Origin of the sequence: Salinicola halophilus (genome assembly GCF_003206155.1) — a bacterium.
GTDB lineage: Bacteria > Pseudomonadota > Gammaproteobacteria > Pseudomonadales > Halomonadaceae > Salinicola > Salinicola halophilus.
The window spans coordinates 852,721-875,273 of record NZ_PZJV01000001.1 but is presented as its reverse complement, the minus strand read 5'-3'; the positions used below and the strand labels follow the sequence as shown (position 1 = coordinate 875,273).

Here is a 22,553-nt window from a genome sequence, read left to right as displayed (position 1 = left end):
ATCACCACTGTTCGAAGGAGAGCAGCGTGCCGAGAACGCCGGGCGCAATGTCTGCCCGGTCTTCGTCCTCGCGCCGATAGGCAATGCCGTGCGCTTCCCAGTGAGCGATGGCCGCTTCCAGATCGCGGCAGGTGAGGGTCAGTGCCACGGCGCGCGGCGGCTCGGCCTCCAAGTCGCCCAATCCTTCGAAACGCGCCTTTATGGCCGCGGCCGACAGTAAATGGCAGTCGCCCTTGAGGGTATGGATGGTGACGCTTTCGTCCCCGCCGCGGCGCACCACGCTATCGCCGTGAATGCGCCGGAAGTGCGCCGCGTCGTAGGCCGGATCGTCGCTGACATACCAGATGTCCGCGATCGACGTGGCCGTATTGGCGTGAGCTTCCTGGGTGGGGTCGACACGAAACAGCGGCGGTCGCAGCTGCTGAAAGAGAAACTGGGTCAAGAAGGGGCGCTCGGCGTCGTGAAAGACGTCCAGCGCCACGCTGATCGCCTCTTCGCTGCCGTCGGCTCGACGAGCCATTCGGCGGAACACGATCGGGCGGGACTCCGCGAAGCCGCGAGCGGCGGCGAGGGCGTGATCGCGCTGAATGCTGTCGCTGTCGAGCGCGACCGTGGCAATACCATCGCCGAGACGGCTCAGGCGCCCCTCGATCAGCCGGCCGAATTGAAAGCCGTTGTCGTCCTGATGGTCGAGGCACTCGGGACGGTCGATGCCGATCAGCTCGATGAAGTTGTTGCTGAACAGCAGCTGATGATTGGCGGTGCCCCAGGGGTGCTGATGCCCCGGATTGACGGTGAATCCGAGAGTCCGGGCCGCATCGGTGGCCCGGGCGAGATCGTGGACGGCCAGCAGGGGATGATCGATACCGAAGCTCATGAGAGGTCACGCCGGTGTCTGCGTCCTCTGCAGTGTATGCGCAATCCCGGCTCGCGTCAGAGCCGGTGGTTGAGATCGGGGAGGAGCGCCGCGAACCGTGCCTCGATCGGCAACGGTTCGCGCACACCAGAGGATCGAGTCTCAGGCTCTGCCGTCACCGTAGCCCATGGCAACGCTCGCCTCGGCGCCGGTCTCGACCCACACGCTCTGCGGCACGGTGTACTCGCGCAGGCCGTCGAGGCCGCTGGAGCGACCGAAGCCGCTGTCGCCGAAGCCGCCGAAGGGCGACATCACATTGATCGCCTTGTAGCTGTTGATCCAGACGGTGCCGGCGCGCAGCTGCCCGGCGACACGGTGCGCCCGGGCCGGGTCCTGGGTCCAGACGGCGCCGGCGAGGCCGAAGCGCGTCGCGTTGGCGAGCCGAACGGCGTCGGCTTCATCGTCGAACGGCATCGCGACCACCACCGGCCCGAAGATCTCCTCGCAGGCGATCTCCATCGACGCGTCGACATCGGCAATCACGGTGGGCGCGAGATAGTAGCCGTCGGCGCCCGCCGGCAGCCCGTCGGGACGTCCGCCACCGGTAACGACACGGGCGCCGGCCGCGCGGGCGCGCTCGATCATGCCCGTGACTCGGGCGAACTGACCGGCGTTCTGCAGCGGGCCCATGCGCGTGGCATCGTCCGCCGGCAAGCCGACGGCGATCCGGCTGGCGGCGCGGCCGACACGCTCGACCACGACATCGAAGATGTCACGCTGGATCAGCAGGCGAGAGCCGGCCACGCAGCTCTGGCCGGCGGCGGCGAAGATCGCCGCCTGCGCCCCGGCGACCGCATCGTCGATCCTGGCGTCATCGAACACGATGTTGGCGGACTTGCCGCCGAGCTCCAGCACGCTGGGGATCAATCGGCGCGCGCCGGCCTCGGCGATCAGACGGCCGCTGTCCGGCGAGCCGACGAATACCAGCTTGGCGATGGCGTCGTGGTCGGTCAGCGCGGCGCCAGTGGTGGGGCCGAGACCGTTGACGATGTTGATCAGGCCTTTCGGCAGGCCGCCGCCCTCGAGCAGGCGAGCGATGACCACCGAGGAGAAAGGCGTCAGCTCCGAGGGTTTGAGTACGACGCCGTTACCCGCGGCAATCGCCGGCGCCAGCTGCCAGGCACAGGTGAACATCGGCGCGTTCCAGGGCGTGATCTGACCGACCACGCCGAAGGGCACGTGACGCACGTAGTTGAGATGCGACGTGGGCACCGGGATGACCTCACCGTGCTGTTTGTCACACCAGCCGGCGTAGTATTCGAACATCTCGCGCACCTTGCCCACTTCGCCCCGGCAGTCGCGGATCGGCTTGCCGGCAACGATGCTCTCTAGCTGGGCGAGATCTTCCTCGTGCCCCTCGAGTCGACGTACAGCGGCATTCATGCGCCGCCCCCGCTCGCTGGCCGTCAGCGCCATCCATTCGACTTGCGCCCGGGTTGCCGCCTCCACGGCCTGGCCGAGCAGCGCGGGGCCAGCGTCGCGATAGTCGATCAGCGATTCACCGGTCGCCGGGTTGGTCAGCTCGACGGTGTCGCCGTCGCCGGCCACCAGGTCGCCATCGATCCAGTTGGAGAGCGGCGTCCGTTCGGCGTCGGTTCTCAGGCCGAACGACGCCATCAGCTGCTGCAGTTTCTGCTGGGCTTCGGCGTTGAGTGTGCTCATGCGGAACTCTCCTGATCGGTGCGGCCGGTGGCGGCGAAATCGACTCCGGCCTGGGCCAGAATCGCTGAGGTGATGTGGTTGAAATCATCGGCATCCGTCGGATGCTCGGCGTCGGCGTGCCAGCCGGCGACGACCTGCTGCAACAGGCCGAGATCGAGGGACAGACCCTCGGCGGCATCCCGCGCCAGCCGCAGGTCCTTGCGCATCAGGCCGCTGGTGAAGCCGGAGTCGAAACGCCCCGAGAGTATCCACTCGGGGAAATTCACCTCGCTGACGGCACTGCGACCCGAGCCGCCATTCAACCCGGCGAGACAGGCCGCCGGGTCGACGCCGGCCTTGGCGGCCAGCGTCACCGCCTCGGCGGTGGCGATCAGGTTGGTGGCGCAGAGATAGTTGTTCGCAAGCTTCACCACGTGGCCGCTACCCGGGCCGCCGACGTGAGTCCGTCTGGCTGACATGGCTTCGAGCATCGGCATGACGCGATCGAGCGTGGCGGTCTCGCCGCCGAGCAGCATGCCGAGCTTGCCCAGCGCCGCGCCATTGGGGCCGCCGCTGACCGGCGCATCGAGCCACTCGAGACCGGCATCGATCACCTTGGCGGCGAGCTCGCGGCTCACGCTCGGGTCGCTGGTGGAGGTGTCGACGATGACGCTGCCGGGCGATGCTGATGTCAGCAGGCCGGGCGAGCCCTCGATCACCTCGCGGACGTGAGCGGAGGTCGGCAACGACAGCAGGTAGACGTCGCCGTCGGGCAGCGCATCCGGGGCGGCGGTGGTCACGCCCTGCGCGGCCAGGCGGTCTCTGGCGGTTTCGAAGACGTCGCTGCCGACCACGTCGAAACCGGCGCGCTTTAGCGTGACGGCCATGTTGCCACCCATCTGGCCCAGGCCGATGACGATGATCTTCATATCACTCTCCCGATGCGTTGTATTTATAGAGATGTCGTCTGTGTAGAGGCGCCGTCGTCAAAGAGATGTCGATGAAACGGGGTTTCAGGTACTCAGCAAACGGCGCACCAGCGCCTGCCAGTACTCGACGCCGAGCGGGGCGATGGCGTCGTTGAAGTCGTAGGCCGGGTTGTGCAGGGCGGCACTGTCGCCGTTGCCCAGCCAGACGTAGGCGCCGGGGCGCTGCTCGAGCATGAAGGCGAAATCCTCCGACCCCATGCTGGGGGCCAGATCGCGATGGACTTTCCGAATCTTAGACATCGCCGTCAGAACGTCGGCGCAGCGTGTGGCGTGGGCAGGGTCATTGATCGTCGCTGGATAGCGCGCCTGATAGTCGAAGTCGACAGTCAAGCCGTGGAAGCGGGCGGTGGCATCGATGGCGTCGCGGAAACGTCGCTCCAGTCGCGCTTTGAGATCGGCGTCGAAGGTGCGCACGGTGCCCCGCAATTCCACCGTTTCCGGCAGTACGTTGTAGGCGTCGCCGGCATGGAACTGGGTGACGCTGAGGACCGCCGGCTGATGCGGCGGTGTTTCCCGGCTGACCAGGCCCTGCAGCTGGTTGACCAGCTGACAGGCGGCGAGCACGACATCGGTACCCAGGTGGGGCATGGCGGCGTGGCAGCCGTCGCCGGTCAGCTTGAGCGTGAACACGTCGAAGGCCGCCATCACGGGGCCATCGTGGACGGCCGCCTCGCCGACGGCGAGCCCCGGCCAGTTGTGCAGACCGTAGACGGCATCCATCGTAAAGCGTTCGAACAAGCCCTCTTCGACCATCACCCGACCGCCACCTTCGCTCTCCTCCGCAGGCTGGAAGATGAGATGGACGGTGCCGGCGAAATCGGGGTCGCGAGACAGCGCACACGCCGCCCCCAGCAGCATGGTGGTGTGGCCGTCGTGGCCGCAGGCATGCATGCGCCCCGGGATCTGCGAGCGATAGTCGACGTCGTTGAGCTCGTCGATGGGTAGCGCGTCGATGTCCGCGCGCAGACCGATGCTTGGCCCGGGGCCTTGGCGGCCTTCGATCGTCGCGACCACGCCGGTGCCGCCGCCGAGCCCGGCGACGTGTTCGATCCCGTGTTCGCTCAGGATCTCGACGATGCGCGCGCTGGTGCGGTGCTCGTCGAAGGCGATCTCCGGGTGGCGGTGGAAGTCCCGTCGCCATTTGGTGAGCGTGGCTGGATCGGGATAGGTCGTGTTGGAGTCGGTAGAAGTGGTTGTCACGTTGCCTCCTGGTGTGAAGAGCCGCGAGCGGATCGAGGCCGAGGGGAGGGCGCGCCCGCTGGGGCGCGTCGTCGAGAACGTCGTGAAAGGCGTCGACGAAACCGTCGACGCCGCCTTACAGCAGCATTTGTGCGACGAACGCCGAGCCGATGTACGTGCCGGTGAAGACCAGCAAGGAGACGACGATCAGCTTCCAGCCGGTGCGACGGAACATGATGAATTCGCGCTGGCTCAAGGCCAAGCCGGCGTAGGCCAGTACCGGGGTCACGATCGCCAGGAAGTTGACCGCGGCGAGCTGCTCGACCATCCAGGCGCTACCGGGGAAGAAGGGCAGCGTCATCACGATGCTGATCAGTGACACCCAGGCGACGCCCGGCAGATAGAAGGGGGCGAGCCGGGTCACCACGAGACCGAGCAGGGTCATGGCGTAGAGGATGAGCATCCCCGGGAGGGCATCGATCAGCGAGGCACCGTTGATGGTGTTGACGACCCAGCCCACCGCGCAGGCGATCGCCAGTACGGCGGCGGTCTTGCCGAGGTTCGCCTCCGGGCGCTCCTCGGTGGTGAGTTCGGCGCCGTCCTCGACCAGCGTCTCGTCGCTCGCCGCGCCGTCATGGCCGGTGCTCCGACGCTTCCCACGGCCGCTCAGCCGGCGGTAGAGCCATTCGGCAACGGGCAGCGCGATGAACAGGGAGACATAGAGACCGGTCGCGTAGGTGAGCAAGTTGCTGGCGCCGGCGAACGCGAGCAGGTCATCGGCCAGCTCCGGCACCACACCGGCGAGCGCGCCCGAGCAAGCCGCAACCATACTGCCGCTGCCCACACCGCAGGCCATCGCCAGCGCCCGCGGGTCGAACCAGCCGAGCGAGGCGAGGTAGCCCGCCATCAGCGCGAACCAGAGCGTGCCGAACATGGTGCCGACGACGTACACGCCCATCACCCCGATACCTTCCGGGCCCTTGAGGCCGTACTTGTCGGAGATGATCGCGATGTTGGGTTCGCGGGCGATCGAATAGGTCGCACCGATCGCCTCGCGGCCCATCTTCAACACGACCACGGCGACCGGCAGTGCCACCAGCATGGTGCCGAGGTTGCCCAGTTCCTGAAGAATCAGCGCAGGGCCGGCGCTGATGATCTGGTCGATCGCCGGGCCAATGGTCGAGCCGAAGCGCGCGATGAACGGCATGATCGAGATCAGGATCAGCGGGGTTGCGGCGTCGCTTATCCGCTCCGGCAGGAAGCGCTGGGTGCCGGAGAAGAGATGCGGATTGAGCAGTACGCCGAGAATGAAGGCGTAGAACAGCGGTAGCAGCAACAGCGTGCCGGGGCCGAGCGGGATCTTGATGATGCCGATCGCCTCACTCACGAGCGAGACGATCACGACCAGCAGATGCAAACGCCAGGCGAGCAGGTGGGAGAGTTTCATCCGATGAGACCTCTTTGTTGTTGGGGGAGAGGTTGTTCATCGAGTATCGAGACAGAGCGCGATCGAATAAAAGACGTCAGGTGTTCTATTAATTGCACCGCGCCGGAAGGCGTCTCGCCGGTGGCGATGGCCGTGTCACGACGAAAAACGGGGCGAGCCCTGAGGCCCGCCCCGTCATCGTCTTACGACTTGGCGTTGCTATGTGCTGCGACGCTTACTCGTCGTCGTCTTCCGGCAGCGCATAGACGACCAGCTGGTCACCGACTTGGTCCTTGAGGATGGTGTTGCCGCCCGACACGAAGGCTACGTACTGACGCCCTTCGTATTCGTAGACCGACGGGTTGGCCACGACCGGGGCCATGGTCTGGTCGGACCACAGCTCGTCGCCGCTCTCCAGCGAGAAGGCGCGAACCTTGGCATCCATCGAGGCGCCGATGAAGACGACACCGCCGGCGGTGACTGCCGGGCCGCCGATGGTGGGCGAGCCCCAGCGCTCCGGCATGAAGAAGCCGAACTGCTGAGAGGCGCCGACCGGCTTGCGCCACTTGACGTCGCCGGTGTGCATGTCGAGGGCGACGATCTCACCGAACGGCGGCTCCCAGCACGGCATGCCGAGCCAGTTGGAGGCGACTTCCAGACGCATGCCGTAAGGGGCGCCTTCCTGCGGCGCGAAACCGCTTTCATTACCGGAGCCGTTGTTGGCTTCCTCGTAGTCTTCGCGGTTGTAGAGCTTGAGCGTCTGCACGATGTGAGAGACGTTGACGATCGCGGTCTGGCTCTCGGGATCGAACGCCACGCCGCCCCACTGGACGCCACCGGCGCTGTCCGGGAAGGTTAGCGTGCCCTCGCCCTGGGTCGTCGGCGGGGTGTACATCCCTTCGTACCAGAGATCGTCCCACAGCGCCGAGCACTGGCCGCCGCCGACGGCATCGGCCAGAGCCCAGATCTTCGGCTTCTCGGACTGGTCGAGCAGCGGTGCCGGCTTGGTCGGGAAGGGCTGGGTCGGCGCGTAGTATTCGCCTTCGACGCTGCCGTCGCCGCCCGGTACCGGGCGCTCCTCGATCGGCCAGACGTCTTCGCCGGTCAGGCGGTTGACCACGAACAGAAAGCCCATCTTGGTTGCCTGAATCAGCGCCGGCACTTCTTCGCCGTCAACGGTGATGTCCATCAGCGTGGGCGCAGCGTTGATGTCGTAGTCCCAGATATCGTGGTGAACCCACTGGCGTGACCAGACGACTTCACCGGTATCGACGTCGAGCGCCGTGGTGGAAGTTCCCAGCGGTACTTCTTCCTTGCGGTTGCCGCCCCAGTAGTTGGGCGACGGCGAGGAGACCGGCAGATAGATCAGGTTGTTCTCTTCATCGGCCGACATGTGCGTCCAGACGTTGGCCGTGCCGCTCTGCTCGCGGATGCCGTCGGGAATGGCCTCGAAGGTCCATTCGCGCTCGCCGGTGCGGGCATTGATCGAGAACACGGTACCCGGGGGCGCTTCCTGATAGGCCCAGTCCTTACCGGCCCAGCCGAAGATCACGTGGTCGCCCACGATGGTCGGCGGCTGCAGCAGCGACAGCGGGTACTTGGGATTGACGGTGTTCCACTGATCGACGTTGAGCACGCCGTTGTCGGCGAAGTCCTTGCAGAGTTCACCGCTGTCGGCGTCGAGGGCGAAGAGCTGCGCGTCCATGGTGCCCATGTAGACGATCTTCTGGCACGACTCGCCTTCGACCGGCTCATCGGCTTCCCAGTAGGCGACGCCACGGTTCTTGAGCACCGGCTGCGTCAGCGCTTCCTTGCTGGACTGGGTATCGAAGCTCCACTTCTCTTCGCCGGTCGCCGGGTTGTAGGCGATCAGCCGATAGAAGGGCGTGCCGATGTAGAGCGTGTCGTTGGCGAATACCGGAGTGGAGGACCATACCGTCGCGGGGAGATCGCCCGACCCGTCGGAAAGATCGCCGGTGTGGACTTCCCAGACCTTCTCCAGATCACCCACGTTATCGACGTTGATCTGATCCAGCGGGCTGTATTTCTGGGCGTTCAACTGACCGTGAAAGCTGGTCCAGTCGGTGGAGTTCGGCACCAGAGGAATCGGCGGCTCGTTCGACGACGCCGTGTCGCGATCTTGCGGGTCGGACGTGTCGTCGTTGGCATCGTCCTGATCGGTGTCACCCTGGCTGGCATCACCCTGACCGGCATCGCTTTGCGCATCGTCAACGCGAGCGGTATCGGCGACCTGCGTCCCGCGATTCGATGACTCGGCGGAAGACTGCGCCGGCTGGGCGGCGTCGTCGGTATCGGTGGACTGTGCTTGGGCATGGACCACGCCCGGTGTCAGGCATAGCGCGAGCGCGGCGGCGGTGCCGAGGCGCTGGGCGGTTGATATCGGTGTCGGCATGAAGAGTTCCTTATGAATGCGCATGACGATGCGAGGCGGTCGGACGATTCATGTCGATGACGAGTCCGATCAGGCCGACGATCATGGCGACGGTGATCCACCACTGGTGAAGGAGCAGAGCGGCAAAGCCGGTGCCGGCGAGTCCGGCAAGAATCAGCACGCGGCAGACGACGCGGCCGCCGCGACCCTTGGCGGCGGCGAGTACCAGCGCCAGCAGCGCGAGCAGCAAACAGGCGAGCGTGACGACAAGCGCCCCGAGCGAACCGTTGACGCCGGTCAGCGGGGTCAGATAGGCGTAGAGTGCGATGGCGAATCCGACGAGCGAGGCGACGAACAGTACGATCGCTCCCAGTCGGCGCGATGGGGTTTGCGACATGGCCCTGTAATCTCCCTAGGTAAAGCGGTTTTGAGTGCGTGGCGGTTCTGATTCGTTTTCAGCGACAGCCGATGACCGGCGTCGAGGTATGCCCTCCATGACGACGACGCACGCGGGTGAGCGCCCAACCCAGGGCGCTCACCCGAAATGACTCTGCTGTTCACTCAAAAGCGTAGGTGATTCTAACACTTTCGACGAACCGTTAGCACGCTGTGGGCCACCGCTGCCGGGTTTGCCGCACCCGCGCCCGACGCCCATAATCATCCGTCGTCACGCGGCCAGAGAGTCCTTGCATGGAAGTCTTCAATACCGTCGGTCTCATCGGCCGGTTGGGCAGCGATAAAGCGGTCGAAACGCTCACGCGTGTGGTCACGTTTCTCACACGGCGCGGTCTGGCAGTGGTGATCGAGGATCGCACCGCGGCGCTGATGGGGGAGCATGGCTTTCGCGAAGCCAAGCGCAAGGAGCTCGGTACGCTCTGCGATCTCGTCGTCGTCGTCGGTGGCGACGGCAGCCTGCTGGGCGCGGCGCGAACGCTGTGTCATAGCGCGACGCCGGTTCTGGGTATCAACCGCGGCCGGCTGGGCTTTCTCACCGACATCGCCCCGGATGAAGTCGAGCAGAAAGTCGGCGAAGTGCTGGATGGCGAATACGATTCCGAGCGACGCTTTCTGCTCGACGCCGAACTCTACCGCGGCGAGCGTCTGATCGGCTCCGGCTCGGGGCTCAACGACGTGGTGGTCCATCCCGGCAAGGCCGCGCGAATGATCGAGTTCGAACTCTTCATCGACGACCGCTTCGTCTACTCCCAGCGCTCCGACGGGCTGATCATGTCGACCCCCACCGGCTCCACTGCCTATGCGCTCTCCGGGGGCGGGCCGATCGTCCATCCCGGGCTCGAGGCGATCACGCTGGTGCCGATCTTCCCGCATACCCTGTCGAGCCGCCCCATCGTCATCGATGCGGCAAGCGAAATTCGTGTCCACATCGGGGACATCAATCAGGCCTACCCCCATGTCAGCTGCGACGGACAGACTCGCGTCGTCTGCAAGCCCGGTGACATTCTCCACGTTCGGCGCAAGGCGCAACGACTCACACTGATCCATCCCCGCGGCCACAGTTTCTTCGAGGCGTGCCGCTCCAAGCTCGGCTGGAGCAGCAGGCTGGGAGACTGACATGAGCATGCCGACGGGGCTCGAAGGCTACGATCTGATCGGTGACGTCCACGGCTGCGGTCGAACGCTTGCCGCGCTGCTCGACAAGCTCGGCTATGCCGAGGTGCATGGCGTCTACCGTCATCCGCGACGGCGGGTGATCTTTCTGGGGGATCTCATCGATCGCGGGCCGAGCATCCGTCTGGCGGTCTCGATCGCTCGCCGCATGGTGGATGCCGGCGAAGCGCACATCGTCATGGGCAACCACGAGGTCAACGCCATCGTCAGCGCCGAGCGAGCCCCTGGCTCGCCTCCGAGCCGGATCATGCGGCGTACGCACGAGCAGTTTCGTGACCACCCCCGGGAGTGGCGGGAGACGCTTGCCTGGTTCCGGGAGCTGCCGCTGTGCCTGGAGCTCGATGGACTCCGGGTAGTCCACGCCTGCTGGGACGAGTCGCTGATCGATGCCTTTCGTCGACGCTGTCCGAACGGCCGTATCGATGCGGCGTTTCTCGCCGAAGCCAGCGTGCGGGGCAGTTTCGAGCATCGGGTGCTCGACGTGCTCACGCGTGGGGTGCAGCTGGCACTGCCCGACGGCATGACCATTCGCTCGGCGAACGGTGTCGATCGGCGCGCCTTTCGTACGCACTTCTGGTGTGAACGTCCGCATACCTATGGGGACGTCGTCTTTCAACCCGATTCGCTTCCCGACGTGCTGGAAGGACGAGTGCTGGACGCAGCCGAGCGCGAGCGTCTGGTCTGGTATCCGGAGGAGGCACCGCCGCTGTTCGTTGGCCACTACTGGTGCCGCGGCGTGCCGGCGGTGGTTCGCGACAATATCGCCTGTCTCGACTACAGCGCGATCGATGCCGGTCGGCTGGTGGCGTATCGCTGGTCGGGGGAAACGTCGTTGACCGCGGATCGGTTCGTCTGGACCCGGGTGGAGCCGCAAACGATCGCTGCGGGTGGTGCCTGATCGCTCCATGGAATCCGCATCGGTCGGCGGTTAAGCTTCTGTCTGCCAAGGCAATGTCGGTTCACGGAAAAATAATCCCGATTTTTTTGCCGCCCAGCGGAACTCTCGCAGCGTCAGGCCATCAGATTAAGTGTTCCCTTGAATGATCCCTTGCTCTTATCCGGCGGCCCTCCCGCCGGATTTTTCTTTTCTACGTCACCTGCGACGGATTTCTCCCTCGTCCGGATCGCTCGTGGACGCGATGGGCGATGCGTTTCTCGATCGAATGTCATCAACGCCCGGGCCGAACGTCATCAACGCCAGGACCGAACGGGGCGGCGTCAAACCGTCGGCCGCTCGGCGCGACGTCCTGAGTCGCTCATGTAGAATGTTCGCGCTGGCCGATGCGTGAATCGTCGACCGGCCGTCATCGAGTCAACGGGCCGTCTTCACTATGTACAAGCTTCTCGCCGTGCCGAAGGATCTCGACACGCATACCCTGCGCCAGACGCTCTGGGCGCATCGGATCGGCCACCGCGTGACGCAGCAGGACGATCAGCAGATCGTCTGGCTGGCCGATCCTGAGCAGCGCGACGCGGCGGCTCGCTTGATCGAGCTGTGGCATCGCGGCGAGCTCGAGACCGCGGCACCCGCCAAGCCTCGACGAGGTAAAGGTGTCACGGGGCATGCCTTCGCGCAGGCGCCGCTGACGGCCTCGCTCATCGCGGTGTGCACGCTGATATTCTTTGCCATGGGAGCGCTCGACGACGCGATCGTTCGGGCCTTGAGCATCGTGCCGCTCGAGATCGTCGGCGACCGCCTGATGGCGGGCAATCTCGAACACACGCTCGCCAGCGGGCAGCTGTGGCGGCTGGTGACGCCGGTACTGCTGCACTTTGGCTGGATGCACATCGTATTCAACATGCTCTGGCTCTGGTACTTCGGTCGTCAGATCGAGGCGATCCAGGGGCGGCGCTGGCTGGCACCGATCGTGCTGGTCGCGGCAATCGGGTCCAATCTGGCGCAGTACGCCACCGGCACGGTGCTTTTCGGCGGCATGTCCGGCGTCGACTACGCGCTTCTCGGCTATGTCTGGCTACTCTCTCGGCTGCGGCCGGGGAGCGGTTACTTCGTGCCGCAGATGCTGGTGGTCTTCATGCTGATCTGGATGGTCTTCACGATGACGGACATGGCGGGATCGGTCGGTTTCGGCAACGTCGCCAACGAGGCGCATCTGGGCGGTCTGCTGGTGGGCCTGGTCATCGCCGCGATCGCCAGCCGTTGCGTGACCGACCGACAGCGCTGAGCCGACGAGCGACGAGTCCAATCGCCGAGTGGCGACGTTGCGGGCGCATCGGTGCCCGAAGAGACGAAGAGGAGAACGGCAATGAACGAGAAGAGTTTCGACCAGATGGTCGCGCAGATGACCGCTGAGATGTATACGAGCTTCAAGCAGGCGATCCAGCTGCGCAAGTGGCCCGACGGACGGCGGCTGAGCGACGAGCAGACCGAGCTCTGCATGGAAGCCGTGATCAAGTACGAGATGATTCACGACGTGCCGGCCGAGGAGCGGGTGGGGTATCTCGAGCGCAACGAGTGTGCCTCGGGTGATGCGTCGTCCGCCGAGGAAGCCGCCATCAAATGGATCAACTGAGCTCTCCATGGCGGACTTGATCTCGTCCGACACAGCAGCGATCGAAGGCTCGCTGCGTAAGCTGGATATCCATCTGCCGCCCGCCGGCGTGGCGGAGTATCGCCTCAGGGCGGGTGACGCGACGCTTTCGCTCAATGCTCGCCTGGGCGAACGTCTGCGACTTCGCCACCTGGGCGAGATCCACTGTGTCCACTGCGGCCGCAAGACGCGCAAGAGTTTCGCCCAGGGGCACTGTTACCCCTGCTTCACCCGGTTGGCCAGCTGCGATCTGTGTATCGTGCGCCCGGAAACCTGTCACTACTTCCAGGGCACCTGCCGCGAACCCGAGTGGGGCGAGCGCCACTGCTTTCGACCGCATATCGTCTATCTGGCCAACGCCTCGGGGCTCAAGGTCGGCATCACTCGCGGCACCAACACCCCCGGGCGCTGGCTCGACCAGGGCGCGATCCAGGCGCTGCCCATTCTGGAGGTAGCGACGCGTCAGCAGTCGGGCTTGGTGGAGACCCTGTTCAAACCCCACGTGTCCGATCGCACCAACTGGCGCGCGATGCTCAAGCACGAGGTGACACCGCTGGCGCTTCACGCCGAGCGCGACCGGCTACTGACGGCGGTCGGCGATGAACTCGACGGCTTGCGGCAGCGCTTCGGTGATGATGCCATCCAGGCGTTGGACGCCGCGGCGGTATCGATCGACTACCCGTCGCTCGCCTGGCCGCGCAAGATCGTCTCGTTCAACTTCGACAAGCAGCCGCTCGTCGAGGGCACGCTGATGGCGATCAAGGGCCAGTACCTGATCCTCGATACCGGCGTGATCAACCTGCGCAAGTTCGCCGGCTACCGAGTCGAGGTCGACGCCGCCTAGCGCCGACCCAGGCTCTCCTAACGCTCGATGCCGGGCGCGGTTCTTTCCAGGGCGCGTGCCGGTACCGGGTTCTGCCCGGTCTCGCCGCGTCCCGGTTCGAGCTGGCGCTCCATGCGCTTGAGAAAGACGCTCATCACTCGCGTGTAGAGCGCATCGCGCAATACCAGATCCTCCACTCCCGCATCGAGATTGGGGTTGTCGTTGACCTCGATGACCACCACGCGCTCGCCGATCTGCTTGAGATCGACCCCGTAAAGGCCGTTGCCGATGAGCCGGGTGGCCCGCAGCGCCGCCTTGACCACTGCCGGCGGTACATCGGCGGGATCATGGGTGGTGAATCCTCCGCTGCGAGTCTTGCCGCTGGAGTGATCGTAGATCTGCCAGTGACCGCGAGCCATGAAGTAGCGGCTGGCGAAGAGCACCTCGCCGTCGAGCACGCCGATGCGCCAGTCGAAGTCGGTGGGCAGCCACTCCTGCAGCAGCAGCAGCGCGGAAGATTCGAACAGCTTCGGCGCCTCGGCCTCGAGCTCCTCGCGGGAGCGTATCTTGACCACCCCCTTGGAGAAGGCGCCATCCGGCACCTTGAGTACCAGCGGATAGTCGAGGGTGGCGAGTCGCGCATCGAGATTCGCCATGTCTCGGCGATGCAGGAGCTGGCCTCGCGGCGCGGGTATTCGGTGAGAGCCGAGCAGGGCGTGCAGGTAGATCTTGTTGGTGCAGCGCAGGATCGACTGCGGGTCGTCGATGACCACCAGCCCCTCGTGCTCCGCCTGTTTCGCCATGCGGTAGGTGTGATGGTCGAGCCGCGTGGTTTCGCGGATGAACAGGGCGTCGAACTCTGCCAGACGGCCGGCGTCGCGGTGGGTGATCAGGTTGACGTCGATGCCCAGCCGGCGACCGGCGCGAATGAACTGTCGCAGTGCGACCTTGTTGCTCGGGGGCAGCGCCTCTTCGTGATCGACCAGAATCGCCAGATCGAAGCGATAGCGCCGCCGGGCACGAGGCGTCCGCCACACCTTGGTCGAGTGCCGGTTGAGCGCGGTGGCAAAGAGATCCTGCTCGCTCTCGGCGAGCGCGCCGATTCCCAGCGGCGCCAGGGCGGTGAGATGCCAGCTGCCGTGTCGCTTTTCCAATGTCGCTTCGAGCACCGGGTGCGGCAGGCGCTCGAACAGCCGGCGAGCGAGCCTCGCCAGCGCCGGGTCGCGGCACTCGCCGAACACGGCTCGGAACGTCAGCGTCTCGCCGGGTAACGCCCCGCGGCGATCCAGCTCCTGCAGCAACGGCTCGATCGCCGCCAGCTGCAGGTCGATCAAGGCCTGGCGCGAGAGCTGGTTGAGCGTCTCCACGCTGGGCAGGGCGCGCTGGCGGCGGGCCTCGGCCAGCAGCGAGACGTAGTAGCCCGTCTCGAGATAGGCCAGATCGGCGCAGAGATTGATGACGTGGGTGGCATCGATTGGCGCCGCCGCGCCATCGAGGGCGAGAAAATCCTCGGCGGTGATGAGATCGTCCGACGGATAGTAGGGCGCCCAGTCGGACAGCCGGTCGACCACGATGCACAAACGGGACATGTTGCGGTGACTCCTTTTCGAATTCGGACGACCTCGACGCGGCCGTTGAGACAAGGCGCAAGAATGCGACGACTGACGAAGAGCGACAAGTCGCCTTCTGCGTGAAATAATTTCATCCCGCCTCGGGTCGAGCCGAGGGCCGCCAGGGCGCATTGAGATTGCGCGCCGCGGCCCGTCTCTAGCCGGCGCCGATGCCGTGGCTTCATCATCGATCAGTCCAGCGAGTTCCCATGTCCTTCACCTTGCGACAAGGTCTGTCCACCGATCGCGATGCACTGCTTGCGCTGGAATCGCGCGCCTTCGAGGGTGACCGGTTCAACCGGCGCCAGCTGGGCCACCTGCTGACGCGAGCCAACGCGGCCACGCTGGTCGCCATCGACGAGCATGAGGCGGTGATCGGCTACGCCACGCTGCTGTTTCGGCGCAACAGCGCCACGGCACGGCTCTACTCGTTCTGCGTCGATCCGGCGCGCCGCGGCATGGGACTGGGGCGGCGGCTCTTGGAAGCGATCGAGCAGACGGCGATCGCGCACGGCGCGGGCCGTCTACTGCTCGAGGTCCGCGCCGACAATCGCGTCGCCATGGGCCTCTACCGCCGCACCGGCTACGTGGCGCACCGCTGGCTCGACGACTACTACGAAGACGGCTGTGCGGCGTGGCGCATGGACAAGCTGCTCGACGACACGCCGGACGAATCCGTTACCCCATCCTGATACGTCGTCCCCGCGCGTCGGCGCGGGCGACGGGAGACTGCCAATGCCCTCTTTCGATATCGTTTCCGAATTCGACCGCCACGAAGCGACCAATGCGGTCGACCAGGCCAACCGCGAGATCCAGACGCGCTTCGACTTTCGCGGCGTGGATGCCAGCTTCACCCTCGAAGGCGACACCGTCTCGCTGCAGGCGGACGCTGAGTTCCAGCTTCAGCAGATGATCGACGTGCTGCGTGCCAAGCTCATCTCACGCGGTATCGATGCGCGCTGCATGGAGATCGAAGACGCCGAGACCTCGGGTGTGAAGGCGCGCCAGCAGGTCAAGCTCAAGCAGGGCCTCGATCAGGCCGACGCCAAGGCGATCGTCAAGCAGCTCAAGGACGCCAAGCTCAAGGTCCAGCCGGCGATCCAGGGCGACAAGGTGCGAGTGAGCGGCAAGAAGCGGGACGACCTGCAGCAGGCCATCGCGCTGCTGAAGGGCGAGTCCGGGCCCAACCTGGCGCTACAGTACGACAACTTTCGCGACTGAAACGGCTGAGGAGCGATCCGGGGCGTTCGTGAAGCGCTCCGGCACTGACGGGAAGCGACCCGACACGGACGTGACGTAAGCCGCGGCCACCGCGACGTCCGGCCGAGACGATACCGTCGCGCCCTCGTCCCGGCAGCGCATCAGGCGACGTCGATCTCCAGTGCCTCGCTGCCCAGCGCCAGCATGCTCAGATTGCCGTACATGAAGCTCTCGTGAAGGGCGATGAGCGGCGCGCCGGCCATGGCCCCCACGCTCATCAGCAGCGGCAGAAAGTGTTCGGGGGTGGGGTGGGCGTAGCGTGCGCGGGGGGCCATCTGCTCCCAGTGGCGCATCGAGTCGAGATCGCCCCGGGCGGCGACGTCGATCGTCCAGGCGTGGAAGTCTTGCGCCCATTCATCCGGGGCATCATGTGCCGCGTGCCGGTCGCCGAGGTTGTGGGTCGCCGCGCCGGAGCCGATCAGCATCATGTCGTGAGACTCGGCCCAGCGCCCGAGGGCGTCGGCGATGTCGAGACGTCTGGCATTGTCGAGCCGCATGGGAACGCTGACCGGTATCAGCGGCACGTCGGCCTCGGGCCAGAGCAGCGACAGGGGCGACCAGATGCCGTGATCCAGCGGCCGTTCGGGATCGAGGCGCGTGTCAACGTCGTTGGCGGCAAGATCGTCTGCAAGCTCACGGGCCAGGCCGGACAATCCCGGCGCCGGATACTGCAGCGCGTAGAGAGCGTTTGGGAAGCCATGGAAGTCGTGCCAGGTCCGAGGCCGCTCGGCGCTGCCGAGCGTCAGACCGGCGGTTTCGTAGTGCGCCGAGATCACCAGCGCGCCACGCGGCCTGGGCAGGCGCTGGCCCAGCGTCTGCAGAAACGCTCTGGCGGGATGCTCGCTCAGCGTGAGGTCGGGCGAGCCGTGTGAGAGATAGAGAACCTTGCGTGAAGGCATGTCGCGCTCCTCGGCGTATCGATGGGCGCCAGTCTACGCCTCGCCGGGCCTGGCACCAGCGAGCGCACGGCGAATGGACCTTTTCCGAATGGGAGACGATGTCTGTCGCTCTCGTCGTCCGCCGAGTGTCTTCGCTCGACGGCGGGCACCGGCGGGATTGGAGCGCACGCCTCGCGGTGGTTTACACTCACAGACCAAATGCTTCACCCCTTTCCGTTTCACCTCTTTCATGAAGCGGTGGCTCTTTCATGAAGCAGTGGCAACGTCACTCGTCCGGGAGATCGGCATGCGCAATGCCATGTATGTCACATTGGCCGGCATCAGCTTTGCCCTGGGGTTCATCGGTCTGTTTCTGCCGGTGATGCCGACGACGTGCTTCATGCTCGCGGCGGTGTGGCTCGCCTCGCGGGGCTCGCCCCGGTTTGCCAGCTGGATTCGCAACCATCCGCGCTTCGGCCCGCCGATCCAGTCCTGGGAGCGCGAACGCGCGATCCCCAAACATGCCAAGATCATGGCGGTCTGCATGCTCAGCGTCTCCTGTCTGATCATCGCGTTCACCGTCTCTCTACTCGTACTGAAGATCGCCCTGATCGTCGGACTTTCGCTGCTGGCGGTCTGGATCGTGACCCGTCCGCTGCCCAGCCTGAACTGCCCCGTACGCCAACTCTGGTCCGACGACTCCTCCGCCGAGCGCCGCTGACTCGCGGCGCCGTCAGCGTTCTACGACCCGCCGAGGCGTACCGTGGCGCCTGCTGCCACGACAATCGTGACCCGACGCTCACGCGCCTTGCCGCCGGCATCCTGCCTTGCCCGGCATCCTGATCTCGAGTCGATAGCGCGGCGATGGCGCAGTCAGCCAAGCGGTGCGTCGCGCGCACGTTCGATATCGATCCCGCCGGGCGGGTAGAATGAGTGACGATCGAGAACCCGACGTCATCTCACGGGTTCGACTCTCATTCCACAAGGAGCGTCTTCATGTCGGCAATGCAAGCGACCTACCTCGAGAACTATCGGCCGCCGGCCTTTCGCGTGAGTCACACCGAGCTCACGTTCGATCTTCATCCCTCGGCGACTCGGGTCAAGGCGCGACTGCACATGGAGCGTCACCCCGAAGCCAGCGCCGATGCGCCGCTGGAGCTCGACGGCGACGGGCTGCGACTGCTCGCCATCGCCATCGACGGCCAGGCGCTCTCGCCGGACGAGTACACCACCAGCGACAGGGGGCTCAGCGTGACGACGGTGCCCGAGCGCTTCCGGCTGGATACCGAGGTCGAGATCGACCCCGACGCCAATACCGCGCTCGAAGGGCTCTACCGTTCCAACGGCATGTTCTGCACCCAATGCGAGCCCGAGGGGTTCCGGCGCATCACCTTCTATCCCGATCGCCCCGACGTCATGGCGACGTTTTCGACCACCGTGATCGGTGATCAAGAGACGCTTCCGGTGCTGCTCTCCAACGGCAATCCGGTCGAGCGGGGCGAGCTGCCCAATGAACGCCATTTCGTGACCTGGGAAGATCCGCACCCCAAACCCAGCTATCTGTTCGCGCTGGTCGCCGGTTCGTTGGAGAAGGTCGAAGACCACTACACCACGACGAGCGGACGCGAGGTGCTGCTGCAGATCTGGGTCGAGCGGGAGAATCTCGACAAGACCGAGCACGCCATGGCCTCGCTCAAGCGCTCGATGGCGTGGGACGAAGAGACCTACGGCCGGGAATACGATCTCGACCGCTTCATGATCGTCGCCGTCAACGACTTCAACATGGGGGCGATGGAGAACAAGGGGCTCAACATCTTCAACTCGGCGGCGGTGCTGACCCACCCGCAGACCGCCACCGACGCCGCCTTCCAGCGCGTCGAAGGGATCGTCGCCCACGAGTACTTCCACAACTGGTCCGGCAACCGCGTCACCTGTCGCGATTGGTTCCAGCTCTCGCTGAAAGAGGGCTTCACCGTCTTTCGCGACCAGACCTTCTCCGCCGACGTCAATTCGGCCCCGGTCAAACGGATCGAGGACGTTGCCCTCTTCCGCACGGCGCAGTTCGCCGAAGATGCCGGCCCGACCGCCCACCCGATTCGGCCCGATCACTACATCGAGATCTCGAATTTCTACACTCTGACCATCTATGAGAAGGGCGCGGAAGTCGTGCGCATGCTGCGCCACCTGCTCGGCTGGGAAGAGTTCCGTCGCGGCAGCGATCTCTACTTCTCCCGGTTCGATGGCCAGGCGGTGACCATCGAGGACTTCGTCGACTGCATGGCGGAAGTCTCGGGGCTGGATCTGACCCAGTTCCTGCGCTGGTACTCGCAGGCGGGGACGCCGGAGATCGACGCGCACGGCGAGTACGACTACGTCACCGGGGAGTATCGACTGCGACTGGCCCAGCGCACCCCGGCCACCCCCGGACAGAGCGAGAAGCAGGCGCTGCACATCCCGATACGTCTGGGGCTGGTCGGCACCAAATCCGGTCACGACCTGACGCTGAAACTGCAAAACGAGGAGGGCGAGAGCGAAACGCTGGGCAAGGATGCGGTGATCCATCTGCGTAAGGCCGAGCAGACCTTCGTCTTCAGCGACGTCGAGGAGGCGCCGGTGCCGTCGCTACTGCGGGGTTTCTCTGCGCCGGTGAAGCTGCGCTACCCGTACTCCCGCGAAGAGCTCGCCTTCCTGCTGACCCACGACAGCGACGGCTTCAATCGCTGGGATGCCGGTCAGCGATTGACCCTGCTGGCGCTGGACGATCTCATCGCCGCGCACCGCAACGGGGTCGAGAAGGTGATGGATGCGCGGCTCGTCGACGCCTACCGTAGCCTGCTCAACGAGCCTACCGACGACAAGGCGGTGCTGGCGGAGATGCTCACCTTGCCCTCGGAGGCCTACATCGCCGAGCAGCAGCCGGTGGTGGACGTCGATGCGATCCACGCCGCGCGAGAGTTCGTGCGTCAATCGCTCGCCTGGCAGCTGCGCGAGGAGTTCCTCAAGATCTATCGCGACAATCAGTCCGACGAAGCCTACGCCCCTACGCCTGAGCAGATTGCGCAGCGCAAGCTCAAGAACACGGCGCTCGCCTATCTGATGAGCATTGCCGACGACGAGGCCACGGCACTCGCCGAGACGCAGTTCGAGCAGGGCGGCAACATGACGGATGTGCGGGCGGCGCTGACGCTACTGGCGCACAGCGACCGCACCGAACTCGCCGAGCCGGCGCTCAAGCGCTTCGGCGAGAAGTGGGCGCACGACCCGCTGGTGATGGATCAGTGGTTCTCGATCCAGGTCACGCGACCGCAGGCGGACGTGCTCGAGCGCGTGCGTTTCCTAATGCAGCATCCGCTGTTCTCGTTGAAGAATCCCAACAAGGTGCGTGCGCTGATCGGCGCTTTCGCCCAGAACCGGGTCAACTTCCATCGCCCGGACGGTGCCGGCTACAAACTGCTGGCGGACGTGGTGATCGAACTCAACCGGCTCAATCCGGAAATCGCCGCGCGTATCATCACGCCGCTCACCCGCTGGCAGCGCTTCGATGACGAGCGTCAGGCGCTGATGAAGGCCGAGCTCGAGCGCATTCGCGCCGAGGACCTTTCGCCCAACGTCTACGAGATGGTGGAGCGCGCGCTGGCGGATGCCTGAGCGACGAGCGACCGCACACGAAAAGCCGCCCCTCGGGGCGGCTTTTTTATTGCCGTTTTGCCGATGACCACGGCCCGGCGTCGGGACGGCGGGCCAATGGACGCCATCGGGCAGTGGCGACAGGATCAGCCGTGATGCACGTACATCGTCTTGCTCTTGACGTAGGCTTCGAGCCCGTACTTGCCGTCTTCACCGCCGAGACCGCTGTTGCGATAGCCCTTGTGGAAGCCCTGCACGGACTCGCCGCCGCCGCGGTTGACGTAGATCTCGCCGAAGTCGAGCTCGCGAGTCAGCGCCATCAGCCGCTTGACGTTCTGGGTGAAGACGTAGGCGGAGAGGCCGTATTCGGAGGCGTTGGCGTACTCCATCGCCTGCTCGAAGCTCTCGACTTTCATCACCGGCGCCACCGGTCCGAAGATCTCTTCCTTCATGATGTCCATGTCGTTGTTCACGCCGGTGAGAATCGTCGGGGCGTAATAGTTGCCCTTGTCGTACTCGCCGCCGGTCAGACGCTCGCCGCCGGTGAGCAGCTCGGCGCCCTGGCTTTGCGCGTGCTGGACCATGTCGTGAATCTTGTCGAGCTCGGCACGGTTGATCTTCGGCCCCATATCGACGTCGCTGTCGGTCAGCGGGTTGCCGACCTTGAGCGCCTCGACGCGCTGCTGGAAGCGCTCGAGGAACTTATCGAAGATGCCGGACTGAACGTACATGCGTTCGTTGCAGGTGCAGACCTGACCGCAGTTGTTGAAGCGCGAGGCGATGGCGGCATCCACGGCCGGGTCGAGCTCGGCATCGTCCATGACGATGAACGGCGCCTTGCCGCCGAGTTCCAGCCGCACGATCTTCAGATGCTCGGCGGCGGCCTTGTTGATCTCGCGGCCGCCGCGCACGCTGCCGGTCATCGACACGAGCTGGGTAATGGGACTGGTGACGAGATGGTTGCCGACGTCGCGACCGCGACCGTTGATCAGGTTGATCACCCCCTTGGGAATGCCGGCCTGGCGCGCCAGCTCGACGAGCTCCAGCGCCGTCAGCGGCGTCTCCTCGGAGGGCTTGAGCACGATGGTGTTGCCCGCGGCCAGCGCCGGGCCGAGCTTGCGGCCGACCAGCGCCGCCGGAAAGTTCCAGGCGGTGATGCCGACCACGACGCCGTGGGGCACCTTCTGTATCCAGATCTGCTCGTCGGGGTCGTCGGCGGGGATGATGTCGCCCTCGAGACGGCGCGTGTTTTCCGCGGCGAAGCGGATCAGGTCGCAGCACATGCCCACATCGGCGTCGGATTCAACGAGCGGCTTACCCTGTTCGGTCGTGATCAGGCGTGCCAGCCGGTCGCGGTTCTCCTGGATCAGTTCCACCAGCTTGTAGAGGTGATCGGCGCGCTCGACGGCGGTCTTGCGCGACCAGGCGGGAAAGGCGGCCTGTGCGGCCTTCAGCGCGCGGTCCGCCATCGCCTCGTCGGCGAGTGACACCCGGGCGACGGTCTCGCCGGTGGCGGGATTGTGCACGTCCAGTGGCTCACCGCCGCCGGTGATCCATTCACCGTCGATGAACTGGTTGTAGAGATCGACGCCTTCCTGTTGGGATTTCATCGATTCAGCCATGGGTGGCCTCCT

The 22,553-nt window shown here is 65.4% G+C and carries 19 protein-coding genes; 9 read left to right on the top strand and 10 right to left on the bottom strand.

Annotated features, from left to right (window positions below; genetic code table 11):
- Window position 1 precedes the first annotated feature (1 nt).
- The 7 genes from DOM33_RS03890 to DOM33_RS03860 all read right to left on the bottom strand — a co-directional run bounded on the left by DOM33_RS03890 (window position 2) and on the right by DOM33_RS03860 (window position 8,940).
- A complete protein-coding gene (locus tag DOM33_RS03890; protein WP_110665984.1) occupies window positions 2-877 on the bottom strand; it encodes a VOC family protein in 876 nt (291 codons plus the stop codon).
- 141 nt (window positions 878-1,018) lie between these two features.
- Window positions 1,019-2,578 carry an aldehyde dehydrogenase family protein gene (locus DOM33_RS03885; RefSeq protein WP_110665981.1) on the bottom strand — a complete coding sequence of 520 codons (1,560 nt, stop codon included), beginning with the start codon at window positions 2,576-2,578 and terminating at the stop codon, window positions 1,019-1,021.
- Window positions 2,575-3,486 (bottom strand): NAD(P)-dependent oxidoreductase, encoded by a 912-nt coding sequence (locus DOM33_RS03880; protein ID WP_110665979.1) that lies wholly within the window; start codon window positions 3,484-3,486, stop codon window positions 2,575-2,577. Before DOM33_RS03880 ends, DOM33_RS03885 begins: the two co-directional genes overlap by 4 nt.
- 84 nt (window positions 3,487-3,570) lie before the next feature.
- Entirely contained in the window at window positions 3,571-4,746 is a 1,176-nt protein-coding gene (locus DOM33_RS03875; RefSeq protein WP_110665977.1) for a M20 aminoacylase family protein, read from the bottom strand.
- Window positions 4,747-4,861: 115 nt separating this feature from the next.
- Window positions 4,862-6,172 carry a DUF3100 domain-containing protein gene (locus DOM33_RS16325; protein WP_110665975.1) on the bottom strand — a complete coding sequence of 437 codons (1,311 nt, stop codon included), beginning with the start codon at window positions 6,170-6,172 and terminating at the stop codon, window positions 4,862-4,864.
- A gap of 214 nt (window positions 6,173-6,386) precedes the next feature.
- On the bottom strand, window positions 6,387-8,564 hold the full coding sequence (locus DOM33_RS03865) for a pyrroloquinoline quinone-dependent dehydrogenase (protein ID WP_239495257.1): 2,178 nt from the start codon (window positions 8,562-8,564) through the stop codon (window positions 6,387-6,389).
- A gap of 10 nt (window positions 8,565-8,574) precedes the next feature.
- A complete protein-coding gene (locus tag DOM33_RS03860; RefSeq protein WP_110665971.1) occupies window positions 8,575-8,940 on the bottom strand; it encodes a hypothetical protein in 366 nt (121 codons plus the stop codon).
- 293 nt (window positions 8,941-9,233) lie between these two features.
- On the opposite strand from DOM33_RS03860, the gene DOM33_RS03855 reads away from it, so the two are divergent.
- The 5 genes from DOM33_RS03855 to DOM33_RS03835 all read left to right on the top strand — a co-directional run bounded on the left by DOM33_RS03855 (window position 9,234) and on the right by DOM33_RS03835 (window position 13,565).
- Complete coding sequence (locus tag DOM33_RS03855; RefSeq protein ID WP_110665969.1) at window positions 9,234-10,115, top strand: NAD(+) kinase; 882 nt, start codon at window positions 9,234-9,236, stop codon at window positions 10,113-10,115.
- 1 nt (window position 10,116) lies between these two features.
- Window positions 10,117-11,070 (top strand): metallophosphoesterase, encoded by a 954-nt coding sequence (locus DOM33_RS03850; RefSeq protein ID WP_110665967.1) that lies wholly within the window; start codon window positions 10,117-10,119, stop codon window positions 11,068-11,070.
- A gap of 433 nt (window positions 11,071-11,503) precedes the next feature.
- Window positions 11,504-12,355: a rhomboid family intramembrane serine protease gene (locus DOM33_RS03845; RefSeq protein ID WP_110665965.1), complete on the top strand. Its 852-nt coding sequence runs from the start codon at window positions 11,504-11,506 to the stop codon at window positions 12,353-12,355.
- 81 nt (window positions 12,356-12,436) lie between these two features.
- Entirely contained in the window at window positions 12,437-12,703 is a 267-nt protein-coding gene (locus tag DOM33_RS03840; RefSeq protein ID WP_110665963.1) for a YeaC family protein, read from the top strand.
- 7 nt (window positions 12,704-12,710) lie between these two features.
- Entirely contained in the window at window positions 12,711-13,565 is an 855-nt protein-coding gene (locus tag DOM33_RS03835; protein ID WP_110665961.1) for a DUF2797 domain-containing protein, read from the top strand.
- Between the two features lie 17 nt (window positions 13,566-13,582).
- Here the strand turns inward: DOM33_RS03835 and DOM33_RS03830 are convergent, their stop codons facing one another.
- The gene (locus DOM33_RS03830) at window positions 13,583-15,133 is read right to left on the bottom strand and encodes a RimK family protein (protein ID WP_110665959.1); all 1,551 of its coding nucleotides are present in this window, start codon (window positions 15,131-15,133) and stop codon (window positions 13,583-13,585) included.
- Window positions 15,134-15,363: 230 nt separating this feature from the next.
- Between DOM33_RS03830 and DOM33_RS03825 the strand changes: the two genes are divergently transcribed.
- Together DOM33_RS03825 and DOM33_RS03820 are read left to right on the top strand one after the other, a co-directional pair.
- Window positions 15,364-15,846 carry a GNAT family N-acetyltransferase gene (locus tag DOM33_RS03825; RefSeq protein ID WP_110665957.1) on the top strand — a complete coding sequence of 161 codons (483 nt, stop codon included), beginning with the start codon at window positions 15,364-15,366 and terminating at the stop codon, window positions 15,844-15,846.
- 43 nt (window positions 15,847-15,889) lie between these two features.
- The gene (locus tag DOM33_RS03820) at window positions 15,890-16,375 is read left to right on the top strand and encodes a YajQ family cyclic di-GMP-binding protein (RefSeq protein ID WP_110665955.1); all 486 of its coding nucleotides are present in this window, start codon (window positions 15,890-15,892) and stop codon (window positions 16,373-16,375) included.
- Window positions 16,376-16,515: 140 nt separating this feature from the next.
- Here DOM33_RS03820 and DOM33_RS03815 read toward each other — a convergent pair whose 3' ends face one another.
- Window positions 16,516-17,313: a DODA-type extradiol aromatic ring-opening family dioxygenase gene (locus tag DOM33_RS03815; RefSeq protein ID WP_110665953.1), complete on the bottom strand. Its 798-nt coding sequence runs from the start codon at window positions 17,311-17,313 to the stop codon at window positions 16,516-16,518.
- A gap of 286 nt (window positions 17,314-17,599) precedes the next feature.
- Between DOM33_RS03815 and DOM33_RS03810 the strand changes: the two genes are divergently transcribed.
- Both DOM33_RS03810 and pepN read left to right on the top strand, forming a co-directional pair.
- Window positions 17,600-18,013, top strand: a complete 414-nt coding sequence (locus DOM33_RS03810; protein WP_239495256.1) for a YbaN family protein — start codon at window positions 17,600-17,602, stop codon at window positions 18,011-18,013.
- A 275-nt stretch (window positions 18,014-18,288) separates the two neighbouring features.
- Window positions 18,289-20,940 (top strand): aminopeptidase N, encoded by a 2,652-nt coding sequence (gene pepN / locus DOM33_RS03805; RefSeq protein WP_110665950.1) that lies wholly within the window; start codon window positions 18,289-18,291, stop codon window positions 20,938-20,940.
- A 125-nt stretch (window positions 20,941-21,065) separates the two neighbouring features.
- Here pepN and aldA read toward each other — a convergent pair whose 3' ends face one another.
- Window positions 21,066-22,541: an aldehyde dehydrogenase gene (gene aldA / locus DOM33_RS03800; RefSeq protein WP_239495255.1), complete on the bottom strand. Its 1,476-nt coding sequence runs from the start codon at window positions 22,539-22,541 to the stop codon at window positions 21,066-21,068.
- Window positions 22,542-22,553: the final 12 nt, after the last annotated feature.

Excerpts from the sequence above, each read along its gene's own strand:
- DOM33_RS03820 (WP_110665955.1), top strand. The coding sequence starts at position 15,890 with ATGCCCTCTTTCGATATCGTTTCCGAATTCGACCGCCACGAAGCGACC.
- DOM33_RS03860 (WP_110665971.1), bottom strand. The coding sequence starts at position 8,940 with ATGTCGCAAACCCCATCGCGCCGACTGGGAGCGATCGTACTGTTCGTC.
- DOM33_RS03885 (WP_110665981.1), bottom strand. The coding sequence starts at position 2,578 with ATGAGCACACTCAACGCCGAAGCCCAGCAGAAACTGCAGCAGCTGATG.
- DOM33_RS03830 (WP_110665959.1), bottom strand. The coding sequence starts at position 15,133 with ATGTCCCGTTTGTGCATCGTGGTCGACCGGCTGTCCGACTGGGCGCCC.
- DOM33_RS03865 (WP_239495257.1), bottom strand. The coding sequence starts at position 8,564 with ATGCCGACACCGATATCAACCGCCCAGCGCCTCGGCACCGCCGCCGCG.
- DOM33_RS03850 (WP_110665967.1), top strand. The coding sequence starts at position 10,117 with ATGAGCATGCCGACGGGGCTCGAAGGCTACGATCTGATCGGTGACGTC.
- aldA (WP_239495255.1), bottom strand. The coding sequence starts at position 22,541 with ATGGCTGAATCGATGAAATCCCAACAGGAAGGCGTCGATCTCTACAAC.
- DOM33_RS03810 (WP_239495256.1), top strand. The coding sequence starts at position 17,600 with ATGCGCAATGCCATGTATGTCACATTGGCCGGCATCAGCTTTGCCCTG.
- DOM33_RS03880 (WP_110665979.1), bottom strand. The coding sequence starts at position 3,486 with ATGAAGATCATCGTCATCGGCCTGGGCCAGATGGGTGGCAACATGGCC.
- DOM33_RS03840 (WP_110665963.1), top strand. The coding sequence starts at position 12,437 with ATGAACGAGAAGAGTTTCGACCAGATGGTCGCGCAGATGACCGCTGAG.
- DOM33_RS03845 (WP_110665965.1), top strand. The coding sequence starts at position 11,504 with ATGTACAAGCTTCTCGCCGTGCCGAAGGATCTCGACACGCATACCCTG.
- DOM33_RS03890 (WP_110665984.1), bottom strand. The coding sequence starts at position 877 with ATGAGCTTCGGTATCGATCATCCCCTGCTGGCCGTCCACGATCTCGCC.
- DOM33_RS03825 (WP_110665957.1), top strand. The coding sequence starts at position 15,364 with ATGTCCTTCACCTTGCGACAAGGTCTGTCCACCGATCGCGATGCACTG.
- DOM33_RS16325 (WP_110665975.1), bottom strand. The coding sequence starts at position 6,172 with ATGAAACTCTCCCACCTGCTCGCCTGGCGTTTGCATCTGCTGGTCGTG.
- DOM33_RS03835 (WP_110665961.1), top strand. The coding sequence starts at position 12,711 with ATGGCGGACTTGATCTCGTCCGACACAGCAGCGATCGAAGGCTCGCTG.
- DOM33_RS03815 (WP_110665953.1), bottom strand. The coding sequence starts at position 17,313 with ATGCCTTCACGCAAGGTTCTCTATCTCTCACACGGCTCGCCCGACCTC.
- DOM33_RS03855 (WP_110665969.1), top strand. The coding sequence starts at position 9,234 with ATGGAAGTCTTCAATACCGTCGGTCTCATCGGCCGGTTGGGCAGCGAT.
- pepN (WP_110665950.1), top strand. The coding sequence starts at position 18,289 with ATGTCGGCAATGCAAGCGACCTACCTCGAGAACTATCGGCCGCCGGCC.